At 66.3% G+C, this 25,807-nt stretch carries 23 protein-coding genes and 1 other RNA gene; 7 read left to right on the top strand and 17 right to left on the bottom strand.

Features of this window, described 5'->3' with window-relative positions:
• The first annotated feature begins 114 nt into the window (after window positions 1-114).
• The 4 genes from ompA (at window position 115) to ssrA (ending at window position 2,659) form a co-directional block, all read left to right on the top strand.
• Entirely contained in the window at window positions 115-768 is a 654-nt protein-coding gene (gene ompA / locus AC2EBS_RS05450) for an outer membrane protein OmpA (RefSeq protein ID WP_484727572.1), read from the top strand.
• Between the two features lie 84 nt (window positions 769-852).
• Window positions 853-1,563: a bifunctional 2-polyprenyl-6-hydroxyphenol methylase/3-demethylubiquinol 3-O-methyltransferase UbiG gene (ubiG, locus tag AC2EBS_RS05445; protein ID WP_484727343.1), complete on the top strand. Its 711-nt coding sequence runs from the start codon at window positions 853-855 to the stop codon at window positions 1,561-1,563.
• 69 nt (window positions 1,564-1,632) lie between these two features.
• Window positions 1,633-2,277 (top strand): phosphoglycolate phosphatase, encoded by a 645-nt coding sequence (gene gph / locus AC2EBS_RS05440; RefSeq protein ID WP_484727342.1) that lies wholly within the window; start codon window positions 1,633-1,635, stop codon window positions 2,275-2,277.
• 13 nt (window positions 2,278-2,290) lie between these two features.
• Window positions 2,291-2,659, top strand: a transfer-messenger RNA (tmRNA) gene (gene ssrA / locus AC2EBS_RS05435).
• A 64-nt stretch (window positions 2,660-2,723) separates the two neighbouring features.
• Here ssrA and chrA read toward each other — a convergent pair.
• From chrA to aptA, 13 genes are all read right to left on the bottom strand, one after another.
• Entirely contained in the window at window positions 2,724-3,929 is a 1,206-nt protein-coding gene (chrA, locus tag AC2EBS_RS05430) for a chromate efflux transporter (protein WP_484727341.1), read from the bottom strand.
• Window positions 3,930-4,082: 153 nt separating this feature from the next.
• Complete coding sequence (glnT, locus tag AC2EBS_RS05425) at window positions 4,083-5,408, bottom strand: type III glutamate--ammonia ligase (protein WP_484727340.1); 1,326 nt, start codon at window positions 5,406-5,408, stop codon at window positions 4,083-4,085.
• Between the two features lie 150 nt (window positions 5,409-5,558).
• Complete coding sequence (locus tag AC2EBS_RS05420; RefSeq protein WP_484727339.1) at window positions 5,559-7,073, bottom strand: aldehyde dehydrogenase; 1,515 nt, start codon at window positions 7,071-7,073, stop codon at window positions 5,559-5,561.
• A 7-nt stretch (window positions 7,074-7,080) separates the two neighbouring features.
• Window positions 7,081-8,460: a DUF3138 family protein gene (locus AC2EBS_RS05415; protein ID WP_484727338.1), complete on the bottom strand. Its 1,380-nt coding sequence runs from the start codon at window positions 8,458-8,460 to the stop codon at window positions 7,081-7,083.
• Window positions 8,461-8,521: 61 nt separating this feature from the next.
• Window positions 8,522-9,373: an ABC transporter permease gene (locus AC2EBS_RS05410; RefSeq protein ID WP_484727337.1), complete on the bottom strand. Its 852-nt coding sequence runs from the start codon at window positions 9,371-9,373 to the stop codon at window positions 8,522-8,524.
• On the bottom strand, window positions 9,370-10,332 hold the full coding sequence (locus AC2EBS_RS05405) for an ABC transporter permease subunit (RefSeq protein WP_484727336.1): 963 nt from the start codon (window positions 10,330-10,332) through the stop codon (window positions 9,370-9,372). Before AC2EBS_RS05405 ends, AC2EBS_RS05410 begins: the two co-directional genes overlap by 4 nt.
• Before the next feature lie 21 nt (window positions 10,333-10,353).
• Window positions 10,354-11,463, bottom strand: coding sequence for an ABC transporter ATP-binding protein (locus AC2EBS_RS05400; protein WP_484727335.1), 1,110 nt, complete (start codon window positions 11,461-11,463; stop codon window positions 10,354-10,356).
• Between the two features lie 40 nt (window positions 11,464-11,503).
• A complete protein-coding gene (locus tag AC2EBS_RS05395; protein WP_484727334.1) occupies window positions 11,504-12,634 on the bottom strand; it encodes a polyamine ABC transporter substrate-binding protein in 1,131 nt (376 codons plus the stop codon).
• 118 nt (window positions 12,635-12,752) lie between these two features.
• The gene (locus AC2EBS_RS05390; RefSeq protein ID WP_484727333.1) at window positions 12,753-14,165 is read right to left on the bottom strand and encodes an aspartate aminotransferase family protein; all 1,413 of its coding nucleotides are present in this window, start codon (window positions 14,163-14,165) and stop codon (window positions 12,753-12,755) included.
• Window positions 14,166-14,185: 20 nt separating this feature from the next.
• A complete protein-coding gene (locus AC2EBS_RS05385) occupies window positions 14,186-15,553 on the bottom strand; it encodes a glutamine synthetase family protein (protein WP_484727332.1) in 1,368 nt (455 codons plus the stop codon).
• An 87-nt stretch (window positions 15,554-15,640) separates the two neighbouring features.
• A complete protein-coding gene (locus AC2EBS_RS05380) occupies window positions 15,641-16,438 on the bottom strand; it encodes a gamma-glutamyl-gamma-aminobutyrate hydrolase family protein (protein ID WP_484727331.1) in 798 nt (265 codons plus the stop codon).
• Window positions 16,435-17,745, bottom strand: coding sequence for an NAD(P)/FAD-dependent oxidoreductase (locus tag AC2EBS_RS05375; protein ID WP_484727330.1), 1,311 nt, complete (start codon window positions 17,743-17,745; stop codon window positions 16,435-16,437). Before AC2EBS_RS05375 ends, AC2EBS_RS05380 begins: the two co-directional genes overlap by 4 nt.
• A 59-nt stretch (window positions 17,746-17,804) precedes the next feature.
• The gene (aptA, locus tag AC2EBS_RS05370; protein ID WP_484727329.1) at window positions 17,805-19,124 is read right to left on the bottom strand and encodes an omega-aminotransferase AptA; all 1,320 of its coding nucleotides are present in this window, start codon (window positions 19,122-19,124) and stop codon (window positions 17,805-17,807) included.
• Between the two features lie 172 nt (window positions 19,125-19,296).
• Between aptA and AC2EBS_RS05365 the strand changes: the two genes are divergently transcribed.
• Window positions 19,297-19,767: an Lrp/AsnC family transcriptional regulator gene (locus tag AC2EBS_RS05365; protein WP_484727328.1), complete on the top strand. Its 471-nt coding sequence runs from the start codon at window positions 19,297-19,299 to the stop codon at window positions 19,765-19,767.
• 185 nt (window positions 19,768-19,952) lie between these two features.
• Here the strand turns inward: AC2EBS_RS05365 and AC2EBS_RS05360 are convergent, their stop codons facing one another.
• Both AC2EBS_RS05360 and AC2EBS_RS05355 read right to left on the bottom strand, forming a co-directional pair.
• Complete coding sequence (locus AC2EBS_RS05360; protein ID WP_484727327.1) at window positions 19,953-20,852, bottom strand: DMT family transporter; 900 nt, start codon at window positions 20,850-20,852, stop codon at window positions 19,953-19,955.
• Window positions 20,853-20,954: 102 nt separating this feature from the next.
• Window positions 20,955-21,749, bottom strand: coding sequence for a ferritin-like domain-containing protein (locus tag AC2EBS_RS05355; protein ID WP_484727326.1), 795 nt, complete (start codon window positions 21,747-21,749; stop codon window positions 20,955-20,957).
• Between the two features lie 76 nt (window positions 21,750-21,825).
• On the opposite strand from AC2EBS_RS05355, the gene AC2EBS_RS05350 reads away from it, so the two are divergent.
• Window positions 21,826-22,350 (top strand): gamma carbonic anhydrase family protein, encoded by a 525-nt coding sequence (locus tag AC2EBS_RS05350; protein WP_484727325.1) that lies wholly within the window; start codon window positions 21,826-21,828, stop codon window positions 22,348-22,350.
• A gap of 7 nt (window positions 22,351-22,357) precedes the next feature.
• Complete coding sequence (gene hslO, locus AC2EBS_RS05345) at window positions 22,358-23,314, top strand: Hsp33 family molecular chaperone HslO (RefSeq protein ID WP_484727324.1); 957 nt, start codon at window positions 22,358-22,360, stop codon at window positions 23,312-23,314.
• Window positions 23,315-23,350: 36 nt separating this feature from the next.
• Here the strand turns inward: hslO and AC2EBS_RS05340 are convergent, their stop codons facing one another.
• Window positions 23,351-25,039 carry a bifunctional metallophosphatase/5'-nucleotidase gene (locus AC2EBS_RS05340; RefSeq protein WP_484727323.1) on the bottom strand — a complete coding sequence of 563 codons (1,689 nt, stop codon included), beginning with the start codon at window positions 25,037-25,039 and terminating at the stop codon, window positions 23,351-23,353.
• 84 nt (window positions 25,040-25,123) lie between these two features.
• Window positions 25,124-25,807, bottom strand: coding sequence for an AAA family ATPase (locus AC2EBS_RS05335; protein WP_484727322.1), 684 nt, complete (start codon window positions 25,805-25,807; stop codon window positions 25,124-25,126).

Raw genomic sequence — 25,807 nt, 5'->3', positions numbered from 1 at the left:
ATGGCACAATGATTTGGTCCCCAGGTGAGCAGTCGCTACAGATTTCATCTGAGGGTTTTGTTGCGGTTTTTGGATACTCGCAGGGCAACTGCGGCCTTCCTCGAGAGGAGAATCATGAAGAAACTGAATCGTGTGGCATCGCTCTTCGCAGTCGCTGCTGTTGCTGCTTCGGGCGCCTTTGCTCAGACCGTTGACAACTGGCGTGCGAGCGACGGTACCGTGTGGAAGAACGGTACCAACGAACTGTGCTGGCGTGATGCGAGCTGGACGCCGGCCACGGCTGCTGCCGACTGCGACGGCGCCCTCAAGCCCGCCCCGAAGGCTGAACCGCCCAAGGCTGCCCCGGCTCCGGCCCCGGCTCCGGCTCCGGCCAAGCCCGCAGCTCCTCCCGCTCCGCCGAAGCCCGTCAGCGAGAAGGTGACCTTCGCTGCCGACGCATTCTTTGACTTCGACAAGGCTGTGCTGAAGCCCGAAGCCAAGGCCAAGCTGGATGACCTGGTCAGCAAGACCGGCGGCATCAATCTCGAAGTGATCATCGCCGTTGGCCACACCGACAGCGTCGGTACGGATGCCTACAACCAGAAGCTGTCGGTGCGTCGTTCTGAAGCCGTGAAGGCCTATCTGGTCTCGAAGGGCGTCGAGAAGAACCGCGTCTACACCGAAGGCAAGGGCGAGAAGCAGCCTGTCGCCGACAACAAGACCGCCGAAGGTCGTGCCAAGAACCGCCGCGTCGAGATCGAAGTGGTCGGTACTCGCAACCTGAAGTAATCAGCGCGTCGGGCCCTGGGCCCGACCCGACGAGCCCCGCCGCGGCGGGGCTTTTTTCTTTTGGTCCGAACTCGATTCGCTACCATGGCCGTCATGACGAACGCCGATCCACAGGAACTCGAGAAATTCGGTGAACTGGCCCACCGCTGGTGGGATCAGGACAGCGAATTCAAGCCTTTGCATCAGATCAATCCGATTCGGCTGGCCTGGATCGAATCGCAGTGCCCGCTGGTAGGCAAGCGAGTGCTGGATGTGGGCTGCGGCGGTGGCATCCTGAGCGACTCGATGGCCCGCCGGGGCGCCAGCGTGCTGGGCATAGACCTGGCTGGCCGGGCGCTGAAGGTGGCGCGACTGCATGCGATGGAGGCGGGCACCGAGGGCGTCGACTACCGCGAGATTGCCGTGGAGGAACTTGCCGCAGAGCAGCCCGGCGGCTTCGACGTGGTCACTTGCATGGAGATGCTCGAGCATGTGCCCGATTCTGGTTCCGTGCTCAAGGCCTGTGCCACCCTGGTCAAGCCAGGGGGATGGGTGTTCCTGTCCACGCTGAATCGCAACATCAAGTCTTTCCTGCTTGCCGTGGTGGGGGCTGAGTACCTGCTCAAGATGATCCCGGCCGGCACGCATGAATATGCCCGCTTCATCCGCCCGGCTGAATTGGCCCAGGGCTGTCGCGATGCCGGCCTGGAGTTGGCCGCGATCACTGGCATGCACTACAACCCGCTGACCCAGCGATATGCGACAGGCGGTAATGCGGACGTCAACTACTTCATGTCCTGTCGCCGTCCCGCCTGATTGGCTCTCTCCCTTGTGAGCGTGCAAACGATGAACCTTGCTGCGCAGGGACAGCTTTCCCTTGGCGCTGTGCTGTTCGATCTGGACGGTACCCTGATAGACAGCGCGCCGGATCTGGCCGGCACTGTCAACGAGATGCGCCTGGAGCGCGGGCTGCCAGAGCTGCCATACCCCGGCTTGCGTGCGATGGTCGGCGCCGGTGCGCGCGGCATGCTGTCGGCCGGCTTCTCCATTGGGCCCTCGGACACCGACTTCGAGACCATGCGCGGTGAGTTTCTTGCCCGCTACGAGGCGCGCATGCTTCGTCTTACAGCGGTCTTCCCTGGCATCCCGGCGCTGCTCGAGGTGTTCGAGCGTCGCGGCCTGCCCTGGGGCATCGTGACGAACAAGGCCGAGCGCTTTGCCTTGCCGGTGACCACTGGCCTGGGTCTGCACCAAAGAGCAGCGGCCGTCATTGGCGGCGATACCACGCCGCACGCCAAACCGCATCCGGCCCCCTTGCTGGAAGCGGCGCGGCGTATCGGCGCGGATCCCTGCCACTGCATCTATGTCGGCGACGACGAGCGCGATATCCAGGCCGGTCGAGCCGCAGGAATGCGAACGGTCGCTGCTGCCTGGGGTTATCTGGGGTTGGGGCCTGCGGTTGAGGACTGGGGCGCAGATATCGTCGTCGATTCGCCTGATCAGCTCTTGAAATGGCTGCGGCTGGCCTAAAATGCGAAGTTCTGGGGCCGACCTGGTTTCGACGTGGGTGCGGATCCGGAGTAGGGCATGTCGAGCACCAGTCCGCTCGTAAATCCACTGGAACAAAGTAACTGCAAACGACGAAAAGTTTGCCCTCGCCGCTTAAACACCGGTGAGCCTCTCAACGGTTGGCCGATGGGCCGGGTCGATGCCGCAAGGCTAGGCTGAGAGGTCATTCACATCGGCTGGCATCTGGCTGTGTCACACAGTCTGGTGTGAGATCAAGTGACTGGCGTTGTTCGTAGCGTGCCCCTGCGCGACGACGGCGTGAGACTCAAATCAGAGGGCTAAACATGTAGAACTGCCCGGTGATGGCTTGCGGACGCGGGTTCAATTCCCGCCGGCTCCACCACGAACTGAAAGAACCAACCGTACCCGGTTGGTTTTTTTTTGCCCACTCGGGGCCGGCGTATCGCTCAGTGAACCAGGGCCAACAGCCACCCGGCTAGGCCGCTGCCGAGCACGACGAGCCATGGCGGCAGCTTCCAAAACATCAATGCGACAAGCGCCAGCAGAGCCAAGCCGAAGTCCTGCGGTGCCTGGACGGCAGTGGTCCACACCGGCTGGTAGAGCGCCGCGAGCAGGACACCGACCACGGCAGCGTTGACGCCCAGCAAGGCTGCCTGCGTCCGGGTGTGGCGTCGCAAGCTGTCCCAGAACGGCAGCGTGCCCGCGACGAGCAGGAAGGCAGGGGCAAAGATCGCCAGCAGGCAGATCAAGCCGCCTGTCCAGCCGGTGGGCGACTGCTGCATCGATGCGCCGAGAAAGGCCGCGAAGGTGAACAAGGGGCCAGGGATGGCCTGGGCCGCACCATAGCCGGCCAGGAAGGTGTCTTGGTCGACCCAGCCAATCGGTACGAGTTCCGCTTGCAGCAGTGGCAGCACCACATGGCCGCCGCCGAAGACCAGTGCGCCGACGCGATAGAAGGCCTCCACCATCGACAGCGTCTGACTCGGGAGCCGGCTTGCCAGCACGGGCAGGCCGATCAGCAAGGCGAGGAACAGCGCCAGCCAGAGCAGGCCGACGCGACGCCGTATCGTGATCGGCAAGAACTCATGCGTGGTCTGCTGCTGGGGCTTGAACAGCAGCAGGCCGAGGATCGCTGACAGGGCGATAACTGCCATCTGCCCCCAGGCAGTGGGTACCAGCAGCAGGAAGCAGGTTGCCGCCGCCATGATGGTGATGCGCGGCACGTCTGGGCAGAGGGCGCGCGCCATTCCCCACACGGCTTGTGCGACCACGGCCACGGCCACCACCTTCAATCCGTGCAGTGCGCCGGACGGTAGGGCGTCGGCGTGATTGGCCAGGCCGATTGCGAACAGCATCAGCGCGATGGCCGAGGGCAGCGTGAAGCCGGCCCACGCGGCCAAGGCACCGGCATAGCCCGATCGCGAGAGCCCGAGCGCGATGCCGACCTGGCTGCTGGCCGGTCCAGGCAGGAACTGGCAGAGGGCGACCAGTTCCGCATAGCTGCCCTCGCTCAGCCACCGCCGTCGCGTCACGAACTCATCGCGGAAGTAGCCAAGGTGGGCGATCGGGCCTCCAAAGGAGGTCAGGCCGAGCCGAAGGAAGATCAGAAAAACCGACCAGGGACTGCGGTCGGTCTGGTCAGCAGCGGTCATGTTGCAGCTCGATCTCGGTCAGTGCGGGTCTGGCGATGGAGGGCACGGCGCGGGGGATGGTAGCCGCAGCCGCCGCTCACGCCTGCATAGGCATGCGCATGGCGACTCCGTCGCCGCGTCAGCCAGCCGCCCCGGCGCCGGCCCGCTGCAGCGTCAGAACGCTGTCGCGTAGCGCTGGAGCTCCCAATCGCTGACATGGCGGGCGTAGGCCAGCCATTCGTCGCGCTTGATGGCGAGAAACTGGCTGCTCAGCGACTGGCCCAGGGCCGCGCGCACGACGGTGTCGCCCTCCAGCGCGTCGAGCGCTTCGCTCAGGCTCTGCGGGAGTAGCGAGATGCCACGCTCGCGGATCTCTGCCAGCGAGAGTGCGAACAGATCGTCCTCGCAGGCCTGCGGCGGCAGCAAGCCGCGGTCGATGCCGTCCAGGCCGGCGGCGATCAAGGCAGCGGTGGCGAGATAGGGGTTGGCTGAGGCATCGGGTAGCCGCCATTCGAAGCGGCCCGGCAGCGTACGCACGAGCGCCGTGCGGTTGTTGGGGCCGTGGGCGACATAGGCTGGCGCCCAGGTGGTGCCGGAGATCGACTCGCCGACCGTCAGGCGCTTGTAGCTGTTCACAGTCGGCGCTGCCAGCGCGCACAGCGCCGGCGCATGGTCGAGCACGCCCGCGATGAACTGGCGCATCAGGGTCTGGCCCTCGCTGCCGGCGAACAGGCATCGCGCATCCGTGCCTTCGCCCGCCCACAGCGAAACATGGAAATGCATGCCGCTGCCGGGCTGGTCGGCGAAAGGCTTGGGCATCATCGAGAACAGCGCGCCATGCTGCTCGGCGATCGCCTGTGCGGCCAGCTTGAACAGCATCAGGCGATCGGCGCTGACCAGGGCCCTGTCGTAGACGAAATTCAGCTCGTACTGGCTGTGCGCGTCTTCATGGTCGATCTGCAGCACGCTCAGGCCACAGTCCTCGAGCGCGCAGCGCAGTTCGTGCAGCAGCGCGGCCTGACGCGGCAGCGATTTGAGGTCGTAGGAGGGCTTGTCCAGACGGTCGGCATCGTCCAGGGGGACGAATCCGCGCTGCGCATCTCGCTTGAGCAGAAAGAACTCAGGCTCTATGCCGGTGCGAAGCTGCCAGCCCCGTTCAGCAAGCCTGGCTTCGGCGCGGCGCAGCACCTGTCGCGGGCAGGCGTCGAAGGGCTGGCCGTCGACGAAGCCGTCGCAGGCCAGGCGCGCGTAGCCGGGCATCCAGGGCAGCGGCTGCGCGGTGGCCGCGTCGCCTCGGCCCCAGTACTCGCTGCGCGCGCCGGTGCGCGCCAGTCCCGTGCCCCAGATCGACGGGCCGGAGAAGCCAGCACCGTCCGCGAGCAGCACATCCAGCTGATGCAGCGGCAGGTACTTGCCGCGCGCCACGCCGTGGATGTCGGTGAACTGCGCCAGCAGCGTGTGCACGCCAGCGGCGCGCAGTCGGTCTTGCAGTTCTTGCACGGGGGTCCTCGGCTTCTTGCGCCTGGGCGTTTCCGTTGCGAGCCGCTGCCAGGCTAGGCGGACGGCGCGCAGGAACCGGAACGTACTTCTTGTACGTTAGGAGTCCCAGCACCGGCCAACGACGCCTGGCGGTGGCGCAGCAGAAAACGTTCAGGCGGTGCGGATCTTGATCCAGGTGGTCTTGAGCTCGGTGTACTTGTCGAAAGCATGCAGCGACTTGTCGCGACCGTTGCCGCTCTGCTTGTAGCCGCCGAAGGGCACGGTGATGTCGTCCTCGTCGTACTGGTTGACATGCACGGTACCGGCGCGCAGCTGGCGGGCGACGCGGTGAGCGCGGTCGATGTTGCTGCTCCAGACGCTTGCCTGCAGACCGTAGCTGGAATCGTTGGCCATGGCCACCGCCTCGGCCTCGTCCTTGAAACGGATCACCGTCATCACCGGCCCGAAGATCTCTTCGCGGGCGATCCTCATCTGGTTGCTCGCGCTGGCGAACACCGTGGGCTCGACGTAGTAGCCGCCGGTTTCTGCCCTGGCCTGGCGGGCACCGGTCACCGCCGTGGCGCCTTCGTTCAGGCCGGCCTCGATGTAGCTCATCACGGTGCGCAGCTGACCGTCGTCGACCAGGGCACCCATCACCGTCTTCGCATCGAGCGGATCGGCAGGCTGGTACCTGGGCGCCTCGGCTTTGAGCGTGGCGACGAAGTCGTCGGCAATGCTCTCGTGCACGAACACGCGCGAGGGTGCATTGCAGCTCTCGCCCTGGTTGAAGAACATGCTGCCGGCCACGGTCTTGGCCGCCAGTGCGATGTCCTCGTAGTCGGGGAAGACGACGAAGGCCGATTTGCCGCCGAGCTCGTTGTAGACGCGCTTGAGGTTGGAGCGGCCCGCGTACTCGAGCATCTTGCGGCCCACGCGCGTCGAGCCGGTGAAGCCGACCGCGTCCACATCCATGTGCAGCGCCAGCGCCTCGCCCGCCTCGTGGCCGTAGCCGGGCACGACGTTGAACACGCCTTCGGGGATGCCGGCTTCCAGCGCGATTTCGGCCAGGCGCAGCGCGGTCAGCGGCGACTTCTCGCTGGGCTTGAGTACCACCGAGTTGCCTGCTGCCAGCGCCGGTCCCAGCTTCCACGAGGCCATGATCATCGGGTAGTTCCAGGGCACGATGGCGCCGATCACGCCCATGGCCTCGCGCTGGATCAGTGCCAGCGCGTCGTGGCCGGTGGGTGCGATCTCGTCGTAGACCTTGTCGATGGCCTCGGCATACCAGGCGATGCAGCGCGCGGTGGCCGGAACGTCCACCTTCAGCGCGTACTGGATGGGCTTGCCCATGTCCAGCGTCTCCAGCAGCGCCAGCTCGTCCTTGGCGGCCAGGATCAGCTCGGCGAAGCGTTGCAGCACCTTCTTGCGTGCTGCGGGCGGTCGCGATGCCCACCGTCCGTCGGCAAAGGCGGCGCGCGCCGCGGCGACTGCCGCATCGATGTCGGCCGCCTGGCCGCGCGCGATGCGGCCGATGTTGCGGCCGTCTATGGGCGAGATGCAGTCGAACTGCGCTCCGGCCACGGCGTCCACGCGCCTGCCGGCGATCAGCGCGCGGCCGTCGATGCGCAACTGCGCGGCCCGCGCGTGCCAGTCGATGGCGCTACTGCTGGTGCTGCCACTGCTCATAGCGACCTCAGAACTTCACCACCACCGACGCGCCGAACAGGCTGTTGCTCTTGCGGAAGCTGCCGTCCTTCACATGCGCGAACACCGGAACGTTGGCGCGATCCAGGCGGTACTCCAGCTTGAAGCTGGTGGCCAGGTTGTAGGCGTAGCCGAGGCCGAAGGAGATCGCGGTGCGGTTGGCTCCCTTCTCGGTGTCGCCGTAGAGCAGGTCGCCAGTCAGCGCGTCGTAGCCCAGCACTTCGGGGCCGATGCCGTTGCGGTTGTCCGCGCCATAGCCGAGCAGGCCGCCGCCGTTCTTGTCATTCTTCAGGTAATCGGCACGCACGATGCCCTCGAGCTGCGGCGTGAACTTGTAGGCTGCCAGCGCCGACAGGCCCAACCACTTCGCGTCGCGCAGCTCGCCGGTGACCGGATCAGGCGTGATCGAGGCCTTCTTCTGCTGGCCAACGCTGATCTGCCCCTGCACGGTCCAATCGCCGCGGATGAAGTAGGCATCGAACTCGAACAGGTTGAGCGCCGTATTGGCGGTGCCGCCGACCAGATTCGCGGCCTTGCCGTGCACACCGGCGAAGCCGAAGCCCTGGAACTCGCCGCGCGCGTAGTCGACGCGATAGGCAAACACCGGTGCCTTTTCGCCGGCGCCGTTCTTCGACGCGTTCATGTTGGCGAGCACGGCCTTGGTCAGCCACTTGCCGCGTGTCAGCTCGATGCCGGCGCCGGTGTAGGTGGTCGGCAGCGTGAAATCGAACAGCAGGTTGTGGGTGATCAGCTTGTTCAGCGTGGGCTGCTGGTACTCGTAGCCGGACCAGTCGGGCAAATGGCCGGCGATCGCGCGGGTCTGCAGGTCGCCCAGGGGAATGGAGACGCTGGCTTCCTGCACGATGCCGCCGTTGCCGATCACGCTGTCGGTGCCGCGGTTCGGGCTCAGCGTCAGCTTGAAGCGTGTGCCCGATTCGGTTTCCTTGAGGAACTCGATGGCTGCGGTGCCGAAGTAGCTGTTGTCGTAGTTGTAGCCATCGTCGCCGACGTTGTTGAGGAACTGGAAGCCGGCGCGGTTCTGCGCACGGTTGTAGATATAGCTCGGCTCCATGTAGCCGCTGATCTTCAGACCCTTCTGGCCCATCGCCTCCTGCGCATCCTCGAGCGCCTCGGTCTTCACCGCGATGCGGTTGAATTCGCGCACCTGGTCGGGTGTCATGCCCCACTGCGGCTGCGTGGCTGCAGGCTTGGCGGCCTCAGCGGCCTTCAGCTTGTTCTCGAGCTGCGAGACGCGGTCGCGCAGTGCGCGCAGTTCCTTGAGCAGATCCTCATTGCTCTGGGCTTGCGCGCTGCCGCCGAAGGCAGCTGCAAGGGCGAGGGTCAGGGCGGCGAGCTGGGGGGCTTTCATGCGGAACTCCTCTGGGTTGATGTTGTGCCGGTGTGTCGTTGATTGAAGGGGACTGCAGTGTTCAGCCGCCGCGCTGCGCCGCGGCCATGTCCTGCGCGCGGCGCCGCTCGGCGCGGGCAATCATGTAGCTGGCGACGATGACGCCGATCGAGACGGTGACGATGATCAGCGTGGCCACCGCATTGATGCTGGGCGACAGGCCCAGCCTGGCGCGCGAGAAGATCACCAGCGGCATGGTGGTGGCGCCGGGGCCGGACAAGAAGGCGGAGAGCACGACGTCGTCCAGCGAGAGCGTGAAGGTCAGCAGCCAGGCCGACATCAGCGCCTGCGCGATCATGGGCAGCGTGACGAGATAGAAGACCTGATGCGGGCGGGCGCCCAGGTCCAGCGCAGCCTCCTCGAGCTGCGGGTTGAGCTCAGACAGTCGCGCCTGCACCACCACCGTGGCATAGGCCATGCCCAGCAGCAGATGACCCATCCAGATGGTCAGCATGCCGCGCTCCGGGAAGCCCAGTGCGCGCTGCATCGAGACCAGCATCAGCAGCAGCGACAGGCCGACGATGACTTCCGGCATCACCAGCGGCGCGTTGACCATGCCGGCGAAGAGTGTGCGGCCCTTGAAGCGCTTGTACTTGACCAGTGCAAATGCCGCGAAGGTGCCCAGCACCACCGAGGCACAGGCGGTGAAGAAGGCGATCTTCAAGGACAGCCACAGACCGGCGAGCATCTCGCGATCGCTGGCCAGCTGCGCATACCACTTCAGTGTGAAGCCGCCCCACTTCGAAGGCACGACCGAATCGTTGAAGGAGTAGACGATCAGCGCCAGGATGGGCAGGTACAGGAAGGCAAAGCCGGCCGCGAGCCAGCCGCGGCTGAACCAGCGCGTCATCGCGGTCGAGGTGGTGCCGCTCATGAGCGACCTCCCTGAGCCTCGGCCTGGTACTTGTTGAACAGCGCCAGTGGCACGAGGATCAGCAGGATCATCACCACCGCCACAGACGACGCCATGGGCCAGTCGTTGTTGCTGAAGAACTCGTCCCAGAGCACGCGGCCGATCATCAGCGTCTGCGGGCCGCCGAGCAGCTCGGGGATGACGAACTCGCCGACGCAAGGGATGAAGACCAGCATCGAGCCGGCGATGATGCCGGCCTTGGACAGCGGCACGGTGATCTTCCAGAACGCGACCCAGGGTGTGGCCCCCAGGTCCGCTGCCGCCTCGAGTAGCCGCATGTCCATCTTGGACAGGTTGGCGTACAGCGGCAGGATCATGAAGGGCAGGTAGGTGTAGATCATGCCCAGCAGCAGCGAGAAGGGCGTGTTCATCAGCATGCCGGGCGAGCTGATCAGGCCGCTGGCCAGCAGCAGCTTGTCCAGACCCAGCGCGACGATCACCTCGGCCGCCCAGCCGTGCTCCGAGAGCAGCCCTTTCCAGGCATAGACGCGCAGCAGAAAGGACGTCCAAAACGGCAGCATCACCAGCATCAGCAAGGCGGGCTGCAGGCCCGGCTTGGCCCGGGCCATGAAGTAGGCAAAGGGGTAGCCGATGAAAAGACAGCCCAGCGTGGTGTAGGCGGCGAACTTCAGGCTGGTCAGATAGGCCTTGAAGTACAGGTCATCCTGGGTGATGAAGACGTAGTTGCTCAGCTTGATCGTCACCTGCAGCAGGCCGTCGGCGTAACGCACCAGATCCTTGAAGTGCACCGTCTCCATCTCGGAGACGCTGATCTTCAGCACGATCAGGAAGGGCAGGGCGAAGAAGAGCAGGAGCCATCCGTAGGGGATGGCGATCACTGCGCTGCGGCCGCTGGCCAGACCGCGCAGTCGCTGCAGCCAGCTGCTGCGCTTGCCGTGGTTCGAGGGTGTGGCTGCCATGGTGAGGGTCGCTTCGCGGGCCTACTGAGTCAGCACCACATGGGCGTTGCGAGACCAGTGCGCCCAGGCCTCGTCGCCCCAGCTGATCTCGTCTTCGCGATGCCGCTGCACATTGCTCATCGACACCTTGAGCAGCGCGCCGCTGGCGAGCTTGAGGTGATAGACGGTGTAGCTGCCGAAATAGGACAGATCCTGGACCACGCCCTTCACGGTGTTGAACTCGTCCGCAGGTTTGCTGCGCGAGAGATGGATCTTCTCCGGCCGCAGCGCCACCGTCACCGGCATGCCTTGCGTGCCGGTGATGCCGTGGCCCACATAGTGGCGGCAGTCGGCGCAGTCGATGACGACGTGATCGGGCTGGTCCACGGTCAGGCTGCCGTCCATCAGATTGACGTTGCCGATGAAGTCGGCCACGAAGCGCGTCGCCGGTGTTTCGTAGATCTCCGACGGTGCGCCCACCTGCAGGATGCGTCCCTCGCTCATCACCGCGATGCGCGAGGCCATGGTCATCGCCTCTTCCTGATCGTGGGTGACCATCACGCAGGTGACGCCGACTTCCTCGATGATGTTGACCAGCTCGATCTGCGTTTCCTCGCGCAGCTTCTTGTCCAGTGCGCCCAGCGGCTCGTCCAGCAGCAGCAGCTGCGGGCGCTTGGCCAGGCTGCGCGCCAGGGCCACCCGTTGCTGCTGCCCGCCGGAGAGCTGGTGCGGCTTGCGCTTGGCGAACTTGCCGAGCTGCACCAGCTTGAGCATGGCCTCGACCCGCTCGGCGATCAGGTCCTTGGCCATGCCCTCGCGGCGCAGACCGAAGGCGATGTTGTCCCACACGCTGAGATGCGGGAAGAGCGCATAGCTCTGGAACATCATGTTGATCGGCCGGTTGTGCGCCGGCATGGTGGCCAGGTCCTGCCCGTTGAGCACGATGCGACCGCTGCTCGGCGTCTCGAAGCCGGCGAGCATGCGCAGCAGGGTGGTCTTGCCGCAGCCGGACGAGCCCAGCAGCGCAAAGATCTCGCCCTTGGCGATGTCCAGGCTGACGTGATTGACGGCGACGGCGCCGCCGCCGAAGTCCTTCACGACATCCTGGATCTGCAGATATGGCTGCGGCGTCGTTGCGCCCGTGCTGCTCATGCGGCCACCCTCCCGTATCGGCTGTTCTTCGTCGAGCAGATCAAAGACCGGTCTTGAACGAGGTGTACATGCGCGTCATCGTGCGCCGCACATCGTTGTTGATCGCGTCGGGCGCTGCCATCTTGCTCATGTCGGCATCGCTGGGGAACACCGTCGGGTTGTTGGCCACCTCGGGCTTGATGAACTTCTTGGATTCCTTGTTCGGATTGGCGTAGAAGACCTTGTTGGTCAGGCTGGCGTGCACCTCGGGACGCAGGATGTAGTTGATGAACTTGTGCGCGTTGTTGGGGTGCGGCGCATCGGCAGGGATCACCATCACATCCATGAAGATCAGGCCGCCGGTCTTGGGGATCAGCGCCTGGATGTTCTGTCCGGTCTTGCCGTCGATGGCGCGCTGACGGGCGATGTTGATGTCGCCCGACCAGCCCAGTGCCACGCAGATCGAACCGTTGGCCATGTCGTTGATGTAGCCCGAGGAGCTGAACAGCGTCACGTGCGGACGGATGGACTTGAGCAGCGCAGGCACGGCGCCGTAGTCGGCCTGGTTGCGGCTGTAGGCCGGCTTGCCCAGATAGTGCAGTGCGGCCGGAATGACCTCGGTGGCGGAATCGAGGAAGCTCACGCCGCAGCTCTTGAGCTTGCTGATGTACTCGGGCTTGAAGACCAGGTCCCAGGCGTTGTCGGGCATGGGCATGCTGCCAAGCGCCGCCTTGACCTTGTCGACGTTGATGCCCACGGTGGTGAAGCCCCAGAGCCAGTTCACCATGTACTCGTTGCCCGGGTCCAGCTTGGCCAGCTGGGCCTGCACCGTCGGATCGAGGTTCTTGTAGTTGGGCAGCAGGCTCTTGTCGATCTTGCGCAGCAGGCCGCCGTCGGCCTGCAGCTTGGCCCAGTAGGACGAGGGCACGACGATGTCGTAGCCGGTCTTGCCTGCCACCAGCTTGGCGTGGACGATTTCGTTGTTGTCGAAGTTGTCGTAGCGGACCTTGATGCCGGTCTCCTTCTCGAAGTTGCGCAGCGTGTCCTCGGCGATGTAGTCGCTCCAGTTGTAGATGTTGAGCACCTTGGGTTCTTCCTGGGCCTGTGCATGTCCACCCAGCAGGGTGGCGCAGGCAGCGACGACGAGACCGAGGGTGGACTTGCTCAGGCGACGCGAAAGCTTGGATGTCATGGGGCTCTCCGAAGAGTTCGTGGGCGGTTATCGAGGTTGGGGACGAGACGGGGAATGTTCGGGTCAGTCTAGGGTGTCGGGATGCTTGTTGGCATGCCCCAAAACCCTGTGTCTTTGCTCACAGCCAGCCCTTTTGCTGCAGTTCGGCCAGTGTCAGGTCGAGACAGCGGCGGATCAGGGCTGCCATCTCGTCGACCTGCTCGCGGGTCATCACCAACGGCGGGGCGACGATCATGCGGTCGCCGACGGCGCGCATGATCAGCCCGTTGCCGAAGCAGTGGGCGCGGCAGAGCATGCCGACCTCGAGATCGCTTGCAAACTGCGTGCCCGAAGCCTTGTCCTTGACCAGCTGCACCGCGCCCATCATTCCGCAGGTCTGCACCTCGCCGACCAGCGGATGGTCCGCCAGCTCGGCGAAGCGCTGCGCCAGGTGCGGGCCGATGTTGTGCTTGACGTGGCTGACCAGGTTGAGTTGCTGGATCAGGCGCAGATTGGCCACCGCCACCGCGCAAGCCGCCGGATGGCCGGAGTAGGTGAAGCCATGCGCGAACTCGCCGTGGGTGGTGATCACGTCGGCCACCCGGTCCGACACCATCACGCCGCCCAGCGGGATGTAGCCCGAGGTGACGCCCTTGGCGAAGGTCATCAGGTCGGGCTTGGAGCCCATGGTTTCGCAGCCGAACCAGTTGCCGGTGCGACCGAAGCCGCAGATCACCTCGTCGCTGACCAGCAGGATGCCGTACTTGTCGCAGATGCGCTGGATCTCGGGCCAGTAGGTCGATGGCGGCACGATCACGCCGCCGGCACCTTGCACCGGCTCGCCGATGAAGGCGGCGACACGCTCGGGTCCGACGGCGAGGATCTTGTCCTCCAGCCAGCGCGCAGCCTTGATGCCGAAGTCCTCGCGGCTCATGTCGCGCCCCGACTCGAACCAGTGCGGCTGGCCGATATGCACGATATCGGGGATGGGCAGGCCGCCCTGCGCATGCATGCCGCTCATGCCGCCCAGCGAGGCACCAGCCATCGTGGAGCCGTGGTAGCCGTTGATGCGGCTGATGATCACCTTGCGCTCAGGCTGGCCCAGCGACGCCCAATAATGGCGCACGAGACGCACCACGGTGTCGTTTCCTTCCGAGCCGGAGCTCGTGTAGAAGACCTTGTTGAACTGCGGCGGCGAGACCTCGGCCAGCAGCTCGGCCAGTTCGATCGCCGGCGTGGTGCTGGTCTGGAAGAAGGCGTTGTAGAAGGGCAGTTCTTTCATCTGGCGCGTCGCGGCGTCGATCAGGCTCTGCTGGCCGTAGCCGACGTTGACGCACCACAGGCCGCTCATCGCGTCGAGGATCTTGCGGCCCTCGCTGTCCCACAGATAGATGTTCTCGGCGCGGGTGATGATGCGCGCACCCTTCTTGGCCAGACCGGCATGGTCGGTGAAGGGGTGGATGAAGTGCTTGGAGTCGGCCTGCTGCCAGGCCTGGGTGCTGCGGGCCGCGGCCTGCTGGCCGGGGCGGACTTCGTTGATCACGGTGCTCATGGCTTGCTCGATTCCTTTGCTCAGACGTGCAGCAGCAGATGCTCACGTTCCCACGGCGAGATCACCTTCATGAACTCGGCGTGCTCGATCTCTTTGACCTCGCTGTAGACGGTGACGAAGGCCTCGCCCAGTACGGCCGCGAGGTCCTTCTCGGCGCGCAGCTTCTCCAGCGCCTCGCCCAGGCTGCGCGGCAGCTGGTAGTCGCCCAGGTAGGCGTCGCCCTTGCACTCGGGCGTGGGCTCGACGCGGTTCTTGATGCCCAGGTAGCCGCAGGCCAGCGTCGCGGCCAGCGCCACATAGGGGTTGGCGTCGGCGCCGATGACGCGGTTCTCGATGCGCCGCGCTGCCGGCGGCGCCACCGGCGAGCGGATGCCCACCGTGCGGTTGTCGGTGCCCCACTGGATGTTGATCGGCGCGGCGGTGAAGCGCGCCAGGCGGCGGTAGCTGTTCACATAGGGGGCGAACAGCGCCATCGCGGCCGGAATGTATTTCTGCAGCCCGCCGATGTACCAGTAGAACTCCTTGGACGCGCTGCCATCCTCGTTGCTGAACAGGTTGCGCCCGGTGCGCTGGTCAACCACGCTCTGGTGCACATGCATCGCGCTGCCCGGCTCGCCGGCGATCGGCTTGGCCATGAAGGTGGCGAACATGTCGTGGCGCAGCGCGGCCTCGCGCACGGTGCGCTTGAAGAAGAACACCTCGTCGGCCAGGCCCAGCGGATGGGCGTGGAAGAAGTTGATCTCCATCTGGCCGGCGCCGATCTCGTGGATCAGCGTGTCGACGTTGAGCTCCATCTTCTCGCAGTAGGCATAGACGTCCTCGAACAGCGGGTCGAACTCGTTGACCGCGTCGATCGAGTAGGCCTGGCGCGAGGTCTCGGCGCGGCCGCTGCGGCCGATCGGCGGCTTCAGCGGCATGTCGGGGTCGGTGTTGCGGGCGACCAGATAGAACTCGAGCTCGGGCGCGACCACCGGGTCCCAGCCCTCGGCGGCGTAGAGCTCGCAGACGCGTCGCAGCACCGAGCGCGGCGCGAAGGGCACCAGATTGCCGTGGCGGTCGAAGCAGTCGTGGATGATCTGCGCGGTCGGGTCCACCGCCCAGGGCACGATGCGCGCCGTCGTCGGGTCGGGGCGCAGATGCATGTCGTGGTCGGTCGGGCTGATGACGTCGTAGTACGGCCCTTCCTCGGGGAACTCGCCGGTCACGCCCATGGCCACCACGGCCTCGGGCAGCCGCATGCCGCGGTCCTCGGTGAATTTCTCGCGCGGCAGGATCTTGCCGCGGGCCACACCGGTCAGGTCCGGCACCAGGCACTCGATCTCGGTCACGCGATGCTCGCGGAACCACTGTTCGAGTTCGCTGAACGTGAATTCGTTTCTGTCCACCATGTTTCACCTCTTTCGTCGTCTTCTGGTCTTGGCCCGGACTGCTTGACCGGGTTGGGGATTGCTAGCGCGGGGGAGGGGATGGCGGCACTAGGTCTCGGGATCGCGCTTGTAGTCGTGCCGCGGTTCCTTGAGCTGTTCGTGGTAGTCGCGGCAGGCCTTGCCGAAGGCCTGGAACAGGGTCATCGAGACGGGGTTGCTCGCCGCCTGCCATTCCGGGTGCCATTGCACGCACATCGTGAAGCCGCGCGCGGCCTCGACGGTGAAGGCCTCGACCAGTCCATCGGGCGCCACCGCCTCGATGCGCAGACCCGGCGCCAGCGTCTTCACGCCCTGGCCGTGCAGCGAATTCACCTGCACCTGGCGATGGCCCAGCAGCTTCTCCAGCGCGCCGCCGGGCAGCACCTGGATCGCATGCTGCTCGGCATAGGCGATCTCCGGCGGCTGCTCGGGCGGAGCGCGGTGGTCGGCCAGACCGGGCTGCTCCTGCACGGCCTGGTGCAGCGAGCCGCCCAAGGCGACGTTGGCTTCCTGGAAGCCGCGGCAGATCGCGAACAGCGGCATGCCGCGCAGGATGGCCTTGGGGATCAAGGGCAGCGTCCACTGGTCGCGCGTCGGGTCCAGCGGCAGCGCCGGGTTGTGCACCTCTTCGTCGAAGTGGCTGGGGTGCACATTCGACTGCGAGCCGGTGAGCAGCACGCCATCGGCCAGGTCCAGCAGTCCGTCGAGCTCCTCGGGTGTCGAGGACGGCACGATCAGCGGCAGGCAGCCGGCCAGGCGCACCGCATCGATGTACTTCTTGCCGGCCATGTGAAAGGGGTGATCGCCCATCATGCGGTTGCAGGCCGGCACGAGCACGACGGGTTTCTGTTTGGAGGTGCTGCTCACAGCATGTCCTTCAGTCGGTAGTACGCCATGCCCAGCACCAGGGCTGGCGTGCGCAGCAGGCGGCCGCCCGGGAAGGGGCGGTGGCGCAGCTTGGCAAAGGTATCGAAGCGGCTGGCATCGCCGTGCATGGCTTCGGCGACGATACGGCCGGCCAGGCCGGTCAGCGCCAGGCCGTGGCCGGAGAAGCCTTGCAGGTAGTAGACGTTGCGCTCAGGCCCGAGGCGGCCGAAGTCGGGGGCGCGGTTCATCGAGATATCCACGAAACCACCCCACGCATATTGCATGCCCACGTCCTGCAACTGCGGGAAGGACAGCAGCAGGCGCTTGCGCATGCTGTCCATCAGCGAGCGTGGCGTCACCGTGCTGTAGCTGACCCGGCCGCCGTAGAGCAGCCGCGCGTCGGCGGTGGGGCGGAAGTAGTCGAGCACGAAGTTGGTGTCGCACACCGCGCTGCGGCTGGGGATCAGTGCGCGCAGCCGCTCCTCGTCGATCGGATCGCTGCAGACGATGTAGGTGCCAACCGGCATGATGAGCGCACCGATCTGTGCCGCGATGTCGGGTGCGATCTCGGGCAGGTAGACATTGCCGGCCAGCAGCACCTGCTTGGCGCGCAGCTGGCCCTGGGCGGTGCGCAGCGTCACGGTGTCGCCGTGCTCCAGCGCGGTAACCGGGCTGTGCTCGAACACGCGCGCACCCAGGCTGCTAGCGGCGCGCGCCAGCCCCAGGCTGTACTTGAGCGGATGCAGATGTCCGGAGCGCGCATCGTGCACCCCGGCATGGAAGCGCGGGCTGTCTATCCAGCTGCGGATCTCGGCATGGTCGATCCAGCGCAAGGGATAGCCGTAGACGTTGGCGATGCGGTCGGCCCAGTCGCGCAGCTCGCGCGCCTTGCGCTCGCTGGTGGCCAGGCCCAGGTAGCCGTCCTGCCATTCGCAGTCGATCGCGAACTCGGCGCAGCGCTCGCGGATCAGGTCCAGCGCCTCCAGGCTCATCGCCCAGATGCGCTTGGCTTCGTCGAGTCCCAGTTGATCCTCGATGGTGCTCTGGTCGCAGGCCAGGCCGTGGATGGCCTGGCCACCATTGCGGCCCGAGGCACCGCCGCCCACCTGGCCGGCCTCGAGCAGCGCCACGCTCATGCCGCGACGGCTCAGCTCCAGCGCTGCCGAGAGGCCGGCGAGCCCGCCGCCGACGATGGCCACATCGGCCTGCTGTGTCCCTTGCAGTGGCGGGAAGTCCTGCGTGCGCAGCGCGGTGGCCACGTAGTAGGAATCGCGCGTCAGCTCGCGGTCGATGTTCAGCAGGCTCATGATGCGTAGGCGCTAGGCAGTCCCTCGGGGTGCGGCGTGGGTCGATGGATGGGGTCGCTTCAGGCGACGCGGCGCAGCGCGGTGCGCACCGTGTCGATGATGCGATCGATGTGCGCGTGCTCGATGATCAGCGGCGGTGACAGCGCGACGGTGTCGCCCGTGGTGCGGATCAGCACGCCTTGCTCCCAGCAGTCCAGGAAGACGTTGAAAGCGCGCTTGGCCGGCTCGCCCGGCAGCGAGGCCAGCTCGATGCCGCCGACCAGGCCCATATTGCGCACGTCGATCACATGCGGCTCGCCCTTGAGCGAATGCAGCGCCTTGGCGAAGTAGTCCTGCATCTCGCTGGCGCGGGTCAGCAGGCCTTCCTCGGCATAGGTGTCCAGCGTGCCCAGAGCGGCAGCGCAGGCCAACGGGTGGGCCGAGTAGGTGTAGCCGTGGAAGAACTCGATCAGGTGCTCGGGGCCGTTCATGAAGGCGTCGTAGATGCCTTGCTTGGCGAACACCGCGCCCATGGGCACGCAGCCATTGGTCAGGCCCTTGGCCACCGTCATCAGGTCGGGCGTGACGCCGAAGGTCTGCGCCGCGAAGGGATTGCCGGTGCGGCCGAAGCCGGTGATGACCTCGTCGAAGATCAAGAGGATGCCGTGCTTGTCGCAGATCTCGCGCAGGCGTTGCAGATAGCCCTGCGGCGGAATCAGCACACCGGTGGAGCCAGCCACCGGCTCGACGATCACCGCGGCGATGGTGCTGGCGTCGTGCAGCGCGATGAGCTTCTCCAGGTCGTCGGCGAACTCGGCGCCATGGGCCGGCTGGCCCACCGAGAAGGCATTGCGCGCCGGGTCATGCGTATGGCGGATGTGGTCGACGCCGGCCAGCATGGTGCCGAACATCTTGCGGTTGGCGACGATGCCGCCGACCGAGATGCCGCCGAAGTTGACGCCGTGGTAGCCGCGCTCGCGGCCGATCAGGCGGGTGCGCGCACCTTCACCGCGCACGCGGTGGTAGGCGATCGCCATCTTCAGCGCGGTCTCGACCGACTCGGAGCCCGAATTGGTATAGAAGACTTTGTTCAGACCTGCCGGCGTGATCTGCGCCAGGCGCTCGGCCAGTTCGAAGGCCTTGGGGTGGGCCATCTGGAAGGGCGGCGCGAAGTCCAGCTCGGCTGCCTGCTTCTGGATCGCCTCGACGATCTTCGGGCGGTTGTGGCCGGCATTGACGCACCACAGTCCGGCGATGCCATCGAGCACCTGCCGCCCCTTGTCGTCCTGGAAATACATGCCGTCGGCGCGCGTCAGCAGGCGGGGCGATTTCTTGAACTGGCGGTTCGCCGTGAACGGCATCCAGTACGCGTCGAGCGCGTTGGGCGGTGTGAGACTCATGGATCGCTAACTCCGGGATACGGTGGGGCAGGCCCTCAGTATGCGCCTGCCCAATGAGCGAAGAGTCTAGTCAGGCCGCCGCGCAATGTGCGGGCGCCTTGGGCCTGGGCAAACCCCAGCTTATGCAATTTCGTGCGGTAGGATGACCGTCAAGCCGCACAACATTCAAAACATGAGCTCAGAAGTGCAACTGGATGCGATCGACCGCGTCATCCTGAACGAACTGCAGCACGATGGCCGACTCTCCAACGTGGAGTTGGCGCAGCGGGTGCATCTGTCGCCATCGGCCTGTCTGCGCCGGGTCAAGGCGCTTGAGGAGGCCGGCGTGATCGCCGGCTATGTGGCGCTGCTCAATCCCAAGGCGGTCGGCAAGCAGGGCACCTGCTATTCGATCATCAACCTGGAACGCATGACCACGGCGGCCCTCGATGCCTTCGAGCAGGCGGTGCGCGACAGCCCCGAGGTGCTGGACTGCTTCTACGTCGCCGGCACCAACGACTACCTGATCCGCTTCGCCTACAAGGACGCCGAGGACCTGGAGCGCTTCCACACGCAGGTGTTGATGCAACTGCCCGAGGTCGCGCGGTCCAACTCGATGCTGGTGCTGCGCACCATCAAGCGCACGACGGCATTCGAACTCTGAGCCTGCGTAGCCCGGGCGGGCGCTTCAGCGCAGCGCGATCGGCTGGCGGCGCAGCGGCTTGTCGGGCAGGCCAAGGTACTGGCGGGTCACGGCGAGGATCTGCTGCAGGCGGCTCATGCTCTATCTCCCTGGTTCCATCTGGAGCGATGGCATGGCCTGAAGTCTGGCAGTGCTTGGTGAAAACCCTATGACAGACTGCTGCGCCGCAGCCGCAGCAGCGGCGCGAGCTGGATGGCCAGCATGCTGGCCAGGATCAGCGCGCAGCCCAGCAGGCCGGCGGCGCTGAGCCGGTCGCCCATCAGCAGATAGCCGAACAGTGCGGCGAACAGCGTTTCGGACGAGAGGATGATCGCCGCGTCGGCGGCATGCGCATAGCGCTGCGCCACCACCTGGGCGGTGAAGGCCACGCCGACGGACAGGATGCCGGTGTAGAGGATGGGCAGCGCCGCTGCCTGCAGCGAGGCCCAGCCGAAGGGCTCGTAGAAGAGGGACCAGACGAGGGCGAGCAGGCCGCAGACGAAGAACTGACCGCCCGCCACCAGGAAGGGCGCGGCCATGCGGTCGGCCACGCGGCCGACCAGCAGCACATGCAGGGCCCAGGGCAGGGACGAGGCGATCACCCAGAGGTCGCCGGTGCCGATGTTCAGCTCATGCGCGCCAGAGAGAAGGAAGGCCCCCATCAGGCAGGCCAGCGCGGCCGGCCAGACGCTCCAGTGCGGCAGATGTCGCAGCAGCAGCCAGCCCAGCAGCGGCACCAGTGGCACATAAAGGGCCGTGAGGAAGCCGGCGTTGGTGACGGTGGTGCTGACGATGCCGATCTGCTGCATCGCGGCGCCCAGCAGCAGCAGCGCGCCCAGGCCGGCGATCTTGGCGGCGTCGCCGCGTTCGAGCGTGCGCTGCTGTCGGCCCAGCGAGCGCCATTCGCGCCACATCAGCGGCGCAACCACCAGCGTGCCGATCAGGAAGCGCACGCCGGTGAAGGCCATCGGTCCGATATCGGCCATGCCATGGCTTTGCGCGACGAAGGCCGAGCCCCAGATCAGGGCGATGAAGGTGAGCAGCAGATTGGCTTGGATGCGGGACACGGGAGAGGCGGAGAAATGGATGTCTTGGGTGGAGGAAGGGCTGCTCCGGGGCGCAACCGCTGTCGTCAGTGGCGTCGTGGCGCAGGCCTGCCGGGCCCGGCCTCAGCCGGCCTGCAGATAGGCGAGTTCTTCCTCGCTGAAGCCGGCGGCGCCGCGGGCGCGCAGATTGAAGGGCGGACGCAGCCGCGGCGCCTCGTACTGCTTGACCAGGCCCGGGTAGATCGCCACCGGGTCCAGGCCGCGCTCGCGGCACAGCTGCCGGTACCAGCGGTTGCCGATCTCCACATGGCCGATCTCGTCGCGCAGGATCACGTCGAGGATCTCCACCGCGCGCTGGTCGCCGGCCCGCGCGAACTTGGCCTGCAGCGGCGGCGTGGCGTCCAGGCCGCGGGCTTCCAGCGTGCGCGGCACCAGGGCCATGCGCGCGAGCACGTCGCCTGCGGTGCGCTCGGCCATGGACCACAGGCCGTCGTGGGCGTCGAAATCGCCGTAGACATGGCCCAGACTCTGCAGGTGCTCCTGCAGCAGGCTGAAATGCAGGGCTTCCTCGGAAGCTACGCGCAGCCAGTCGCGGTAGTACTCAGGCGGCATGCCGGCGAAACGCCATGCCGCATCGAGCGCGAGGTTGATCGCGTTGAACTCGATGTGGGCGATGGCGTGCAGCAGCGCGGCGCGGCCTTCGGTCGTGAAGGGCGAGCGCTTGGGCACCTGCAGCGTGGGCACCAGGCGAGGCCGCTCCGGACGGCCTGGCACGCCCTCGGGTCGCGCATAGATGGCCGCCGGGTCCAGCGGCGCGCGCCCGGCCAGCAGATCCTCGTAGAGCGCCCGTGCCGCGGCCGCCTTCTCGGCGGGCGGAGCTATGCACAAGACCTGCAGCGCACGGTGACGGACTTCCATTCTTACAATTATCCCTTTGGCCGAGCGATCGGCCTTGTCGCATCGCCTGGGGCCGCGCCCCGCAAGAGAGAACTCGATGGCTGTCTATCAATTGGGCGTACACACGCCCGTCGTCCCCGCGTCGGCCTGGGTGGCCGACAGTGCCCAGGTGATCGGGCGCGTCACCCTGGGCGAGGATGTCAGCATCTGGTTCAACGCCGTGCTGCGCGGTGACAGCGATGCGCTGAACATCGGCGCCGGCAGCAATATCCAGGACGGCTCGGTGCTGCATGCCGACACGGGCTTTCCGCTGCAGCTGGGTGAGAACGTCACCGTCGGCCACCAGGTCATGCTGCACGGCTGCACCGTCGGCGAGAACTCGCTGATCGGCATCGGCGCCATCGTGCTCAACGGCGCACGCATCGGCAAGAACTGCTTGGTCGGCGCCGGCGCGCTGGTCACCGAAGGCAAGGAGTTTCCCGACGGCTCGCTGATCATCGGCAGCCCGGCCAAGGCGGTGCGCGAGCTGACGCAGGAACAGATGGCTGCGCTGAAGCTCAGCGCGCTGCATTACGTGAACAACGGCCAGCGCTACGCAGCCGAACTGAAGAAGATCGGCTGAGCCCTCGATGAGCGAATTGCACAAGTTTCTTTTCGAAGGCCTGCCGGTGCGCGGCATGCTGGTGCGCCTGACCGACAGCTGGACCGAGTTGCAGAGCCGTCGCGAGCCGGATCAGCATTACCCGGCCGAGGTGCGTCGTCTGCTGGGCGAAATGGCCGCTGCTGCCGTCTTGATGCAGTCGAACATCAAGTTCAACGGCGCGCTGGTGCTGCAGATCATGGGCGACGGACCGGTGAAGCTGGCCGTCGTCGAGGTGCAGCAGGACCTGAGCTATCGCGCCACCGCCAAGGTGGTGGGCGAGGTTGCCGAGGGCGCCGGCCTGCAGCAGCTGCTCAATGTGCACGGCCAGGGTCGTTGCGCGATCACGCTGGACCCCAAGGACAAGCTGCCCGGCCAGCAGCCCTACCAGGGCATCGTGCCGCTGCAGGATGAGAACGGCCGACCGCTGCAGCACATGGCCGAGGTCATCGAGCACTACATGCTGCAGAGCGAGCAGCTGCAGACCAAGCTGGTGCTTGCCGCCGACGACCAGGTCGCCGCCGGCATGCTGATCCAGCATCTGCCGGTGCAGGGCGAGGCCAATCTGGGCGGCAGCACCCATGCGGAGTTGAGCGAGGAGCTGGCTGATGCCTTCAACCGCGTCTCCATCCTCGCGGGCAGCCTGCAGCGCGAGGAGCTGCTGCAGCTTGATGCGGACACGGTGCTGCACCGCCTGTTCTGGCAGGAGCGCGTGCAGCGCTTCGAACCGCAGCGTCCGCGCTTTGCCTGCTCATGCTCGCGCGAGCGCGTCGGCGCGATGCTGGTCAGCCTGGGCCGCGAAGAGGTCGACGGCATCATCGTCGAGCGCGGCGATGTCGAGGTCGGCTGCGACTTCTGCGGCAAGCATTACCGCTTCGATGCCGTCGATGTTGCGGGCTTGTTCAGCGGCAAGCCCGCGCAGCCCGATCACCGCACGCTGCAATGATCGCCATTGCGCCGGCAGCGCGCCGGCGTTCGGCGTTCAGTTCAGGCGCGTGACGCGGTCCAGGGCGGACGGGCGCAGGCTGGTTTGGCTGCTCAGGTAGCGTTCCAAGGCTTCCAGGTCGATCAGGCCGGTACGGCGGTCACGCCCCTCGTTGAGCACCCGGTAGCCATCGCCGCCGCTGGCCATGAAGCTGTTCACCGTGACGCGGTAGTCGGCTTTGGGGTCCAGCGGCTTGCCGTCGAGGCGGATGCTGCCGGGCACGACGCGGCTGCCAACCGGGCGATTGTTGTCCCAGGCGTAGCTGAAACCCTTGGAAACCTGCAGCGGCGAGATGCTGCGTCCGTCGCTGGCGCGCCACTGCTGCTCGAGCAGCGTTGCGATCTGTTCGCCGCTGAGCGTCATCGTCACCAGCATATTGGTGAAGGGCTGCACCGCGTAGGCTTCGGCATAGCTGACTTCGCCGGTGGCGCTGCGCTGCAGGTCGGCGCGAACGCCGCCAGCGTTGGTGAAGGCGACCACGGCGCCGCCGTCGGCCGGCGCGGCGGTGGCGGCCAGCTGGGCGTCGGCTATCAGTTGACCCAGGGCCGTACTGCCGGCCGGGCTGCTCTCACGCGTGAAACTGGCGTCGATGCGGCCGATCACCCGTCGCGCTAGCGGATCGGCCAGCTTCTCGTAGGCGGCGATCAGCTGCGTCTGCGCCGGGTCCTTGGCGAACTGTGCGGTGCGGACGATCACGTTGTTGGCCTTGGCGCTGAGCACGTCGCGGGTCTTGCGGTCGATCTGCAGATCGATCTCGCTGACGATGGTGCCGTACTTGTCGCCGCTGGTGACCAGGCGGCCATCGATCTGGCACTGATAGGCGCGGTGTGTGTGGCCGGTGACGACGAGGTCCACCGCCTTGTCGAGCTTCTTCACGATGTCGACGATGGGGCCGGAGATGCCCGGGCACTCGTTGTAGTCGCCAGTGGGGTAGCCGCCTTCGTGGATCAGCACGACGATGGATTCGATGCCCTGGGCGCGCAGTTCGGGCACCAGCTTATTGACGGTTTCGGCTTCGTCGTCGAAGCGCAGGCCGGCCACGCCAGCCGGTGTGACGAGCTGCGGCGTGTCCTTGAGCGTCAAGCCGATGAAGCCGACCGGTATGCCCTCGAAGTGGCGCACGTCGTAGGCCGGCAGCAGCGTCTTGCCGGTGCGCTCGTCCCAGGTGCTGGCGGCCAGATACTTGAAGCGCGCGCCCTTGAACTCCGTCGGGCCTTTGCAACCCTGCAGGGGATGGCAGCCGCCGTACTGGCGACGCAGCAACTCGTCGCGGCCGGCATCGAACTCATGGTTGCCCACCGCACTGAGGTCCAGCCCCATCAGGCTCAGCGATTCGATGGTGGGTTCGTCGTGGAAGAGCGCAGACAGCAGCGGGCTGGCGCCGATCAGGTCGCCAGCGGCGACGAAGACATGGTTGGGATTGCGCTTGCGCAGCTCGGCCACGGCGGTGGCCAGGTGTTCGGCACCGCCAGCGGGGACGGTCACGCTCTTGCTCGCGTCCTGTTCGTCCCGGATGCGGATGCCGCCCGGGAAAGGTTTGAGGTTGCCGTGGAAATCGTTGATGGCCAGCACCTTGAGCGCCAGCGGCGTCACAGGTGCCTGAGTGGGCTGCAGCGGCGCGCAGGCGGCCAGCAGGCCGGCAGCCAGCAGCGGCAGGAAGGTTGGCAGGCGAAGGCGGCGGATCATCGATTGGCTCCAGTGGCAAACGTTGGCGCTTGGTGGCGGGCGCAGTGTGCTCGGCGCAGGGTTCAGGGTCAAGCGTAGAGGCGTTCAGCCCACGCGCTGATGGCGACGCAGGCTCAGGTGCTCGCACTCGGGCACATCGCAGTCCTGGCAGAACCAGGCCAGCTCGGGCATGCTCTGCTGACGCTGTTGCAGCCTTGTGAACAGGCCGCGGCGCGGGCTTTGCCTGTGCTGCAGCAAGGGCGTGATGGCGTTCAGCGCGGCTTCGAGGCGGGCGGGTCCGGAGCCGGCGACCACGGACCAGGCCAGTCCGGCGCCGGACAGCGCCCTGCGCAGCGCGCGATCGACCGGCTGCCGTACATGCGGGCCGTCGCGCTGCAGTCCGTCAGCCACCCAGGGTAGATCCAGCGCCGTGAGCAAGGTGAGTGCGCAATGCCGCTGGTAGGCGAGAGCGCTGTCGTGAAGACTCAGGTCGGCGAACAGCAGCTCGCTGTAGATGGCGGTCATCAGCGGGGTGGTGTCGCAGATGACCAGATCGTGCATGGCGGCCGCAGCGTCGATGGCGGCCGCCTGCGCGCCGGCGATGGCCGCCTGCTCGTCGGCGCGCGGCGTACGGGCGGCTCGCTCGCACCAGTCGCGCAGCTGCTCGCCGACATACGCGCAGCTCAGCCCGGTGTCCGCCTTCAGGCGCAGGGCCAGGTCCTGGGCGAGCGTGCTCTTGCCGGTGCTCTCCGCGCCGACGATGGCGATGCGCAGCGCCTGGTCCGCCAT

This window comes from Roseateles sp. T103 (genome assembly GCF_057219915.1).
This window is presented reverse-complemented; position numbering and strand designations above follow the sequence as displayed.